Source organism: Hyphomicrobium sp., from assembly GCF_020852195.1.
Taxonomy (GTDB): Bacteria; Pseudomonadota; Alphaproteobacteria; order Rhizobiales; family Hyphomicrobiaceae; genus Hyphomicrobium_C.
The window spans coordinates 1-9,584 of record NZ_JADZBI010000028.1 but is presented as its reverse complement, the minus strand read 5'-3'; the positions used below and the strand labels follow the sequence as shown (position 1 = coordinate 9,584).

10 protein-coding genes are annotated in these 9,584 nt (G+C 68.2%); 3 read left to right on the top strand and 7 right to left on the bottom strand.

Annotated features, from left to right (window positions below; all coding sequences use genetic code 11):
• Positions 1 to 547, bottom strand: a 547-nt coding sequence (locus tag IT540_RS02490) for an ABC transporter transmembrane domain-containing protein (protein ID WP_291172781.1), incomplete at its 3' end; no start/stop codon positions are given.
• Between the two features lie 461 nt (positions 548 to 1,008).
• Here IT540_RS02490 and rpmE point away from each other — a divergent pair.
• Positions 1,009 to 1,233: a 50S ribosomal protein L31 gene (gene rpmE / locus IT540_RS02485; protein ID WP_291172779.1), complete on the top strand. Its 225-nt coding sequence runs from the start codon at positions 1,009 to 1,011 to the stop codon at positions 1,231 to 1,233.
• 91 nt (positions 1,234 to 1,324) lie between these two features.
• Here rpmE and IT540_RS02480 read toward each other — a convergent pair whose 3' ends face one another.
• The 3 genes from IT540_RS02480 to IT540_RS02470 all read right to left on the bottom strand — a co-directional run bounded on the left by IT540_RS02480 (position 1,325) and on the right by IT540_RS02470 (position 3,960).
• Positions 1,325 to 1,885, bottom strand: a complete 561-nt coding sequence (locus tag IT540_RS02480) for a DUF1465 family protein (RefSeq protein WP_291172777.1) — start codon at positions 1,883 to 1,885, stop codon at positions 1,325 to 1,327.
• 385 nt (positions 1,886 to 2,270) lie between these two features.
• Positions 2,271 to 3,557 carry a hemolysin family protein gene (locus tag IT540_RS02475; protein ID WP_291172774.1) on the bottom strand — a complete coding sequence of 429 codons (1,287 nt, stop codon included), beginning with the start codon at positions 3,555 to 3,557 and terminating at the stop codon, positions 2,271 to 2,273.
• A gap of 205 nt (positions 3,558 to 3,762) precedes the next feature.
• Positions 3,763 to 3,960: a DUF1192 domain-containing protein gene (locus IT540_RS02470; RefSeq protein ID WP_291172772.1), complete on the bottom strand. Its 198-nt coding sequence runs from the start codon at positions 3,958 to 3,960 to the stop codon at positions 3,763 to 3,765.
• A gap of 134 nt (positions 3,961 to 4,094) precedes the next feature.
• On the opposite strand from IT540_RS02470, the gene IT540_RS02465 reads away from it, so the two are divergent.
• Positions 4,095 to 5,096 (top strand): NAD(P)H-quinone oxidoreductase, encoded by a 1,002-nt coding sequence (locus IT540_RS02465; RefSeq protein ID WP_291172770.1) that lies wholly within the window; start codon positions 4,095 to 4,097, stop codon positions 5,094 to 5,096.
• A 207-nt stretch (positions 5,097 to 5,303) separates the two neighbouring features.
• Here the strand turns inward: IT540_RS02465 and IT540_RS02460 are convergent, their stop codons facing one another.
• Both IT540_RS02460 and IT540_RS02455 read right to left on the bottom strand, forming a co-directional pair.
• Positions 5,304 to 6,170, bottom strand: coding sequence for a TIGR01459 family HAD-type hydrolase (locus IT540_RS02460; protein ID WP_291172767.1), 867 nt, complete (start codon positions 6,168 to 6,170; stop codon positions 5,304 to 5,306).
• Positions 6,171 to 6,244: 74 nt separating this feature from the next.
• Entirely contained in the window at positions 6,245 to 8,122 is a 1,878-nt protein-coding gene (locus tag IT540_RS02455) for an EAL domain-containing protein (RefSeq protein ID WP_291172765.1), read from the bottom strand.
• A gap of 340 nt (positions 8,123 to 8,462) precedes the next feature.
• Between IT540_RS02455 and IT540_RS02450 the strand changes: the two genes are divergently transcribed.
• Positions 8,463 to 9,215: an SDR family oxidoreductase gene (locus IT540_RS02450; protein WP_291172763.1), complete on the top strand. Its 753-nt coding sequence runs from the start codon at positions 8,463 to 8,465 to the stop codon at positions 9,213 to 9,215.
• Positions 9,216 to 9,391: 176 nt separating this feature from the next.
• Here IT540_RS02450 and IT540_RS02445 read toward each other — a convergent pair.
• Positions 9,392 to 9,584 (bottom strand): efflux RND transporter permease subunit (locus tag IT540_RS02445; protein WP_291172761.1); only part of this gene is annotated, 193 nt, incomplete at its 5' end.

The following is a 9,584-nucleotide window of genomic DNA, read 5'->3' as shown; positions in this document are numbered from 1 at the left end:
TGACGATCATCATCACGAGGGCGCCTACCAGCATGATGGCGTTGCGCAGCGCCTGCGAGATGGCGGAGCCCGCGACGGCCTTGATCTGCGTAGTGTCGGCCGTGAGGCGGCTCATCACCTCGCCGGAATGGGTGCGCTCGTAGAAGTCGGGGCCTAGTCGCGCGAGATGAGCGAAGACGTCGGCGCGCAGATCCGCGACCACGCGCTCGCCGATCCAGTTGACGAGGTAGAAGCGGGCCGCGCTCGCCACCGCCAGCACGACGCCGATGACGATCAGCATCATGAAGTACTGGTCGATCATGGCGCCGTCCTGGGCACCGAAGCCGTGATCGATCATGCGGCGCACGGCCATGGGCACCGCGAGCATGGCGACGGCGGAGACGATGAGGGCCACGGCGGCTCCGGCGAGCGGGGCCGGATGACGGATCAGATAAGGCTTGAGCGCCAGCAGCGGGCGCAGCGACGGGCGGCCGGTCTCGGGCGGCGCATCGGACGAGCCGGCCCTGTCGGCGAGCGGCAGAATCCGCGCATGTTCCTTCGAACTCACGTCTCGGTCTTTCGCATTGGGCGTTCCCTGGAGCGCGACCGCCCCTTTCCCTTCGCGGAAACGGGCGGCGTCCCCATCCCTATTGTTTTTTCACGGCCGATCAGCAGTCTCGCGGCGCCCGGCGGGGTTCGCATTGACAATGATCAGCCACACCTCATTCGGTGTCTTCCATTGTGCGGGACCATGCGCGACATCGCGCCCCGGCGTCAACGGCAACGGGGCGCAGAGCGCGGAATGCCGCGCCGGGCAGGCTTAACGGCGCGCTCTGCCCGCCCGGACGATCCCGTAACCCATGTTCAGCGCTCGGTTTTTCGATGCTTGTGCGACCGGGGCATCTCGACTATAGAAGCGCATCCAGAAATTCGGGGTCGCGCCGTCGGGCATCCCGCCGCTTTTGGTGCGCTGCGCCAATTCCTTGCGCGGTCTGCACGTCCGGCCCCTTCGCAAACGAGCATCGCGCCATGAAACGTGACCCCGACCTGCATCCCGACTACCATCAGATCACGGTCAAGATGACCGACGGCACGCAATTCGTCACCTACTCTACCTACGGGAAAGAGGGCGACGAGCTGCACCTCGACATCGATCCGTCCTCGCATCCGGCCTGGACGGGCGGCGATCAGCGCCTGATGGACCGCGGCGGGCGGCTGTCTCGCTTCAAGAAGAAGTTCGAAGGCATCTTCTAAGAGTTCGGCGGCGCCACCGCTCGCCCGGCTCGAAAAACGAAAAAGGCCCGGCTTCGTCCGGGCCTTTTCTGTTGTGTGGAGCGCGACGGTCTCAGCGCACGGCGGCGCGGCGCAGGCCAGTTGAGAACGCCCGCTCGAGCGTGTTGATCTGTGTCGCGACCGGATTGACGGGCGCGTCATCGGCCTCACCTTCGATGGGCAGCATGGCGCGGTCGAGCTGAACGATGCGGTCGTGGAGCTGGAAGCTCGCGTCGATCAGGTCGCGCAGCCCCTGCGGTAGGTCGGAGAATCCCTTGGTGTGGGCCGGGCGCCCGAGCGTCTGCAGCTTGACGCGCGCGCGCTTGGCCTCGGCCTCCTCGCGCGTGATCTCGCCTTCCTTCAGAGCGCGGCGGATCAGGAGCCAGGACGCGAGCTCGAGCAGCCGCGTGGTGAGGCGCATGCTCTCGGTGGCGTAGAGGACCGTGACCTGGTTCGGGAGACCCTTACTCTCGCGGCGCCCCTCGCCATCGAGATAGGCCGCCGACCGCTCGACCAGGGCCATGCCCTCGGAGAAGACACGATCGAACTGCTCGGAGGCCTGGAAACGCTCTCCGAAGGAGACCGTCTCGCCCTTGGCTGCGAACAGGTTTTCTACGCTGGAACCGTTGCTCATGACACGCTTCGACACAGACGCCTACTTTTTGCTGACCTTAACACCATTGGATCCTAAGAGGCCAGAGTTAACAAAATTGGCCAAGAAGGAGACAATCCAAAGGAACGATCGGGCCCCGTGATCCTTGCAAGAGCCGCGCCGAAAAAAATGAGCCGCCTCGCGGCGGCTCAGAAGTCAACAGGGAGGCGTCAAACAGGGTGGCTAGGCACCACCCCAGGATCCAGATGTCTGGATGAGCAGAAGCCTACGCGCCGTTCCCTAACGAAGGCTTAACAATTGACGATTTCGAATCGATTTCACGTTCACGATTACGAACCGTGACAGTCTAAACGCGTCGCCCCGTTCCGAGACGGCAGCCGGCGGAGCGATGCCCAGGCCGTATCTCCTAGTTCGGAGCGGCGCCGTGGATGCGGGACGCCATGACCTTGTCTATGCGCCGGCCGTCCAGATCGACCACCTCGAAGCGCCAGCCGCTGGTCTCGATGATCTCGCCTGTCTTCGGAATGTGCTGGAGCTCGGACAGCAGGAAGCCGGCGAGCGTGGCGTAGCTGCGCTTGGGGGGCAGCGCGAGCCCCAGCTTGTCGGCCATCTCGTCCACCGGCATGGACCCCGCCAGCAGCCAGGAGCCGTTGGCGCGCTGGACCGCGTTGGGGCCGTCCTCCTCGGACTTGAAGGCGCCGACGATCGCCTCCAGCACGTCGGCCGGCGTGACGAGCCCTTCGAAGTGGCCGTACTCGTCATGGATGAGGGCGACCGGAACATCGGCCTCGCGCAGGATGCCGAGCGCATCGAGGGCGTCCATGGTTTCCGGGATGATCGGTACCTTGCGGATGTAGGCGCGGACATCGAGGGGCTGGCCGGAAAGCTGTGCCGCGAGCAGGTCTCGCGCGCGCACGACACCGACCAGCGTGTCGATGGTGTCCTCGCCGACCGGGATCAGCGAATGCGGTGTCTCGATCAGTTGCTGACGGATCTCCTCCTCGCTGGTCGCGATGTCGATCCAGTCGACGTCGGTGCGCGGCGTCATAAGGCCGACGACCGTGCGATCGGCGAGGCGCATGACGCCCGAGATCATCTCGCGCTCGGGCTTTTCCAGAACGCCCGCCGCCTCCGCCTCGGCGATCAGGATTGCGATCTCTTCGTCCGAAACCTGGTTCTCGCTGGTCTCCGCCTGGCCGAATACTCGGAACACCAGGCGCGTCGAGGCATCGAGCAGCGAAACGGCTGGGCTCGCGAAGCGCGAGAACGCGGTCATGATCGGCGCGATCATGCAGGCGATCCCCTCGGCGTTGCGCAGTGCGATGTTCTTCGGCACCAGCTCGCCGATGATGACCGACAAATAGGTGATGACGGCGATGACGGTGCCGTAGCCGATCGGTGTCGCCGCCGCCTCGGGCAGCCCGGCCTCGCGCAGGGCGGCGTAGGCGTACTCGCCGAAGGTCTCGCCCGAGTAGACGCCGTTGATGGTGCCGATCATGGTGATGCCGATTTGCACGGCCGACAGGAAGCGCCCGGGATCGGAGGATAGGGCCAGCGCACTTTCCGCACCCCTTTGGCCGCTGGCGGCCATGGCTTTGAGACGCTGCGGACGGGATGAGACAATGGCCAGCTCCGACAGCGCAAAGAGGCCGTTCAGGAGAATGAGGCCGAGGACGATCAGGAGCTCGATCAAGGTGTTTGCGGCCGGACTTCGTTGGTCGTGCTGTTTGCGGCGAGACCGAATTTCGTCCCGTTTCGATCGGGACAGGTCTTCTCCGGAAGCACTCCTGCGTCTGCGGCCACTCCATGTTGCGGAGGGGCCGGATGCTATCGGCCTCGGCTTGTGAGGTCAATGCGGGCTAAAACGGAAGCATTTACGCTGTTTTCCGGCTCATCCGTCAGCTGCCGGGCTTCTTGAACAGGGCTGCGGCCGCGTTTTCGTGTGCGCGCTTTTTCGCAAGCTCGGCCTTCACGCGCTCGATCTCGGCCGTGAACGCTGCGATGCGCTGCTCCAACTCGGCGACCGACAGGGTCTCGAGATTTTCGCCGATGCTCGCGGATTTCGGCGGCGTCGGCCGTGCATCGTCCCAATCCATGACGTCTCCAGTGGCGTGCGTTCTTCTCGCGCACCAAGCGTGACACTTTCGCGGGCGTGCCTCAAGCGGTGCGGGTTGTCGGACGCCGATCCGCCCGCTATGCACGCGACGGAGATATTCCGAGGAGCCTTGCGATGCCGACCTTGCCCGAGACCATGACCGTCGTCGCCATTCACGGCAAGGGCGGGCCCGAGGTTCTCGTCGCTGAGCAACGTCCGGTGGCGACGCCGGGCGCGGGGCAGGTGCTGATCAAGGTCGCGGCGGCCGGCGTCAACCGGCCCGACGTGCTGCAGCGGAAGGGACTCTACCCGGCGCCCAAGGGGCATTCCGAGCTGCCGGGGCTCGAGGTTGCCGGCACGGTTGTGGCCGTGGGCGAGGGTGCGGCGCGGTTCAGGATCGGAGACGGCGTCATGGCGCTGCTCAACGGCGGCGGCTATGCCGAGTTCGCGCTCGCGGACGAAGCGGCGGTGCTGCCAGTGCCGGACGGCGTGTCGATGATCGAGGCGGCGGCCATACCGGAGACGTTCTTCACAGTCTGGCACAACGTGTTCGAGCGGGGCGCGCTCAAGGCCGGGGAGTGGCTGCTCGTGCACGGTGGCACCAGCGGCATCGGCGTGACGGCCATCCAGCTCGGGGCCGCGTTCGGCGCCAAGGTGATCGCGACCGCGGGATCGGCGGAGAAGTGTGCGGCGTGCCTTGCGCTCGGTGCGCGCCGCGCCGTCAACTACCGTAACGAGGACTTCGTCGAGGCGGTCAAGGCGGAGACCGAGGGGCGCGGCGTCGACGTTATTCTCGATATGGTCGGCGGCGATTACGTGGACTGCAACATCCGCTCGCTTGCCGACGACGGGCGGCTCGTCAACATCGGCTACCAGGCGGGCTCGAAGGTGACGGTCGACATGATGCGCGTGATGCTGAAGCGCCTGACACTCACCGGCTCGACGCTGCGTATCCGGCCGACGGCGGTGAAGGGCGGCATCGCGCGGGTGGTGGAGGCACACACGCTGCCGCTGGTGGCTGCCGGCAAGGTCAAAATCGTGATCGACAGCACGTTCCCGCTCGCCGACGCCGCGGCAGCGCATGCGCGCATGGAGACGAGCCAGCACATCGGCAAGATCGTTTTGACGGTCGGTTGAGGGAGCGCACCCTCACGGTGTCATCCCGGCCGGGGCGGCGCAGCCGCGTAGCGCCGGGATCCAGGGTAACACGTTCAACGTCTCCGTTTGGGCTCTGGGTCCCGGCTCTGCGCGACATCGCAATCGCGCTGTCGCTTGGCCGGGATGACAGGGATGGCGTGGGGTGCGCCTGCGCAAAGAAGCCTGCTGGAGCGAGCGGTCGCGGGATCACCACGCGAGCGCGGGCAGGGCGGCGATGGGGCGGATGTCGGGCGTGGGAAAGAGATCGTTCAGGACGTCGCTCGTCAGCCTCGCCGCGACGTGCACGCCGCTGGCGATGAATACGCTCGCGAGGCCGGCCGCCGCGGCGCCCTTGATGTCCGTGCGGATGCCGTCGCCGATGCAGAGGATGCGATCCTTCGCAACCGGCTTCTGCTTCAGCTCCTGGATCAGGGCGAAGGCCATCTCGTAGATGGGCAGGTAGGGCTTACCGGCATAGGCGACGCTGCCGCCCTTGACCTCGTAGTCGGCGGCGAGGGCGCCGGCGCAATAGACGATCTTCGACCCGCGCTCGACGGTGAGGTCCGGGTTCGCACACACCATCGGCAGCTTGCGCTCGGCCAGCGTGGCCAGAAGCTCGGCGTAGTCGGCGGGCGTCTCGATCTCGTCGTCGAAGAGGCCCGTGCAGGAGACGGCATCGGCGTCGGTGGGCTCGGCGAGCGTGACGTCGAGGCCGTCGTAGAGCGAGAGGTCGCGCTCGGGGCCGAGGTGGAACACGCGCTTGCCGGCGAAGGCGCCGACGAGGCTGCGGGCCGCGTCGCCCGAGGTCAGGATGGCGTCCCAGGCAAAGCGCGGCACGCCGATGCGGTCGAGCTGAGCGGCGACGCTGGCGGCCGGGCGCGGGGCGTTGGACAGCAGAATGACCGTGCCGCCGGCGAGGCGAAACCGCGTGCATGCCTCGCACGCCGCTGCGAACGGCTCGACGCCGTTGTGGATCACGCCCCAGACATCCGTCAGCCAGACGTCGCGTGCCGGCGCGAGGCCGGAGATCGACGTCAGGATCGGGATGGGCTGAAGGGCTGCGGGTGGCTCCATGGCGCATGCCTAACGGCTGGCCTGCCGTTCGGCAAGCTCAGTCGTCCGGTAGGGCTGGCCTGGGCTGGGCCGCCTCAGGCTGTCGCCCTGGCCCCTGCCGTGCTGCCGGTGCCCCGCGCCCTGTCGTTGACGACCTCGGCACGTACCGGGCGCGCGCCGCCGAAGAGCTGCCCCTGGCCGAGAAGCACGCCGAAGCCGAACACGCGCGCCAACAGCTCGTCGTCGTCGATGTGCTCGACCACCAGCGTCAGGCCGTGCTTGGCCAGGTGCCGGCAGACGTCGCTCGAGGGGAGATGTCCGCTCGGTGCGCGCAGGCCATCGAGGAACACGGATGCGTCGAGCTTGGCGAACACGAAGCCTTGATCGGCCAGCGCCTCGAAGTCCATGTCGAGATCGGTCATGTGCGAGATCGCGAAGCGGAAGCCGAGCGCGCGCATGTCGGCGAGCGAGTCCCATTCCGGCGTCGAGAAGCCGCGCACGTCGCCCTGCGTGAAGGAGAGGACGAGCTGCGAGGCGAGGCTCGCGCGCAGATGCAGCGTCTCGGCCAGCTCGCCGAGGAAATGCTCGTCGGCGACGGACTCGCCGCTGAAGGCCGAGAACACCGAGCCGTTCTTGCCGCGATCCTCGAGACGGCGCGCGACGGCGGCCGTGCGCGCCACGCGTACGCCGTCGAACAGCGGGAGCAGGCCGGTGCCGCGCAGGTCAGGCCCGTCCGGCGTCACATCGAGTGGGTTGCCGTCGGCGTCGCGCAGTCGCACGCTTACCTCGTAGTGGCGCGTCTGCTGGTCCTCGAGGCCGAGGATCGGCTCGAGGGCGACATCGATGCGGCCGGCGGAGATGGCGTCGGCCATGAGGCGCGCGCGGGCGTCCGCAGGCGAGGTGGCGCGCGGCTGCGCGGGGCGCACGAACGGCGGCAAGGGCGGCGGCTGAGGTGCGCCCGCGGCTACCGGAGCAGCCTCGCCTGCGCCACGGGCGGCGCGCATGGTGCCGGCCGTCATGCGCAGGGCCTCGATCGAGCGCTCGATGGAGGCATCGGGCGAGGACGGCGCCGGCGCGGCCTGAGGCGGTGGCGGCGTGCCGGCGGGGGCACTGCGCGGCGCGCCCTGAGCCTGGGAGCGCGTCTGCTCGGCGGCGTTGACCTCCTCGAGCAGCCGCTTGATGGCGTCCTGGATCACCTCGACGTCCGCTTCGCGCGGTGCGCCGGCTCTCGGCTGCGGCGCCGCGGGCCGTGCAGGCGCTGCGGAGGCGGGCCCGCGCCCGGTCGCGGGACCGGGTAGCGTCGGCTCGACAGGCTGGCCGGGCGCTCGGCCCGTTACAAACGGTGGAAGCTTTTGCCCGGACGCAGATGGCCGAAAGGACCAGAGGTCCTGGAGGTCGTCGGCCATCGGGGCGGCCGCTGGGGGTGGGCTCGCGGGAAGAGGCGGGGGGCCTGCGCGCTCGGCCTGGCGCTGCGCCTGGGGCGGAGCCGGCGGCGCAGGGGGCATCGGCCCCGCGGCCGGCATCGGGGGGCCTCCGGCCGGCATACCGGTTGCGCCGATCGGCGCACGCGTCTTGGCTTCGAACGGAGGGGGCGCTGGAGGCGGCGGCGCATTGGGGCGCACGCCCTGGGGAAGCGGAGCCTGGTTGCCCGGGCCATGCGGCAGCGGAGCCTTGCTCAGCGGGCCGGAGGGAGGCATGGGCATGGCGGGCGGCACGCGGTGGGCGGCATCCTGCGGACGGCGCAGCCCGTTCGCGCGCACGTCACGCGGGCGCGCCGGCTCAAGTGCGCTGCGTCCCTTGCGCCAGAGGAAGGCGTGAAGCGTGAGCAGCAGCAGGTAGGCCGACAACGCCGCCGTGGCGGCGACCGGTCCCGGCATGCCCGCATGCTGATGCAGCGCCACCGCGCTTGCGCCGGCGACCAAGCCCATGGCCACCACCACAATGGTCTGTGAGGCTGTCTGATTTCGCGTCATAATCCGCTTTCCCCCAATACGTGCGCAGACACGACCCATTCCTTGCGAATCGCTCATCCGACAGAGTCGGGCCGTTCCCCTCGCAAGGCAACGTGAACGCCCCGCGGTATCACCAGCATTTCGTGAGGCCGACCGACGACTTAGGAAAAGCGTGGCGCGGATGCACCGGCGAGCGGTGCGCGCGTGCCATGGATTTCCAAGGGGAGAGCCGCAAATCAGCCATTGCGCAGCCTAGAGGGCACCCGAATCGAGGCGCCGTTTAGAGGTCGTTAGGCGAATCGGCATGGTATCCTTCCTGTCCGGGCCGCCTCTCTGTCCGGCGTATGAAGGAGACCCGTCCATGTTGATGAGCGTGATTGCGCGTGAGTGCTGCTCCCTGGCGCTGCCCGAGCTCAAGGGCGCCCGCGTTCTCATTACGGGGCTGACGTCGGCCTCGGGCTTCGACATTGCCCGCGCCTTTGCCGACCAGGGCGCGCATCTCATCCTTCAGTCGCCGGAAGACAGCCCCGAGATGACGGAGCTCGCCGCCGTGCTCGCGGAGAGCTGCGTCGAGATCAAGCTTTTCAACACGCCGCTCGAGAGCGAGGAGGATGCCGTGCGCCTCGTGCGCGCGGCGGCACAGGATTTCGGCGGTCTCGATGCGGTGATCAACCTCGTTCCGGTGAGCGCTGCCGCCGCGTGCGCGATCGACACCGCCGAGGATGTCGAAGGGCTGATTTCCGATGCGCTGCGCTTGCCATTGCGGCTGACGGAGGTGGCGGCCAATCGCATGCGGCTGGTCTGGGTCGAGGGCTCGATCCTCAACGTGGTGCGGGTGCAGGACGCCGCGGGCGGGCGCGCCATGATGCTCGCCGACATCCTGCGTGCGGAGCTCGCCGAGCTGACGCGTGGGCTCGCGCGCGAGTGGGGCGAACACGGGATCCGCATCAATGCCGTTGCGCCGCCGTCGTCGATCGCGGTGCTCGGCGGGGATGCGCACCAGGCCTCCGACGCGGACCTCGCGGCGATGGCCTTGCAGCTTGCGAGCCGCAAGGGCCGCAGCGTCTCGGGCCACGTGCTCGATGCCGTCGGCGCCGCGCGGCGCTGGTGCTGAGGGCATTCCTAAAATAGCCCTTCCCCCGTGTCATGGCCGCCGTCATCGCGGAGCGATGCTTCGCATCGACAGGCGGCCATCCAGGGCCAGCGCAAACGTCCGAACAAGTTGCCCCTGGATGGCCGGGTCAAGCCCGGCCATGACCTGAGAGGTGAGCCCAACGCGATAACGGCGAGCTATTCGGCCGGGGCGGTGGCGGGGGTGGCGTCGGGCTCGTCGACGTGGCGGTGCGAGGCGCCGATCAGGCTCAAGACGGTCGGCACGACGAACAGCGTCAGCACCGTACCGAGGCTCATGCCGCCGACGATGACCCAGCCGATCTGCTGGCGGCTCTCGGCGCCGGCGCCGGTGGCGAGCGCGAGCGGCACG

What these genes read in the sequence shown, in the direction of transcription:
- rpmE (WP_291172779.1), top strand. Translation starts at nt 1,009, where the DNA reads ATGAAACGTGACCCCGACCTGCATCCCGACTACCATCAGATCACGGTC.
- IT540_RS02480 (WP_291172777.1), bottom strand. Translation starts at nt 1,885, where the DNA reads ATGAGCAACGGTTCCAGCGTAGAAAACCTGTTCGCAGCCAAGGGCGAG.
- IT540_RS02470 (WP_291172772.1), bottom strand. Translation starts at nt 3,960, where the DNA reads ATGGATTGGGACGATGCACGGCCGACGCCGCCGAAATCCGCGAGCATC.
- IT540_RS02465 (WP_291172770.1), top strand. Translation starts at nt 4,095, where the DNA reads ATGCCGACCTTGCCCGAGACCATGACCGTCGTCGCCATTCACGGCAAG.
- IT540_RS02460 (WP_291172767.1), bottom strand. Translation starts at nt 6,170, where the DNA reads ATGGAGCCACCCGCAGCCCTTCAGCCCATCCCGATCCTGACGTCGATC.
- IT540_RS02455 (WP_291172765.1), bottom strand. Translation starts at nt 8,122, where the DNA reads ATGACGCGAAATCAGACAGCCTCACAGACCATTGTGGTGGTGGCCATG.
- IT540_RS02450 (WP_291172763.1), top strand. Translation starts at nt 8,463, where the DNA reads ATGTTGATGAGCGTGATTGCGCGTGAGTGCTGCTCCCTGGCGCTGCCC.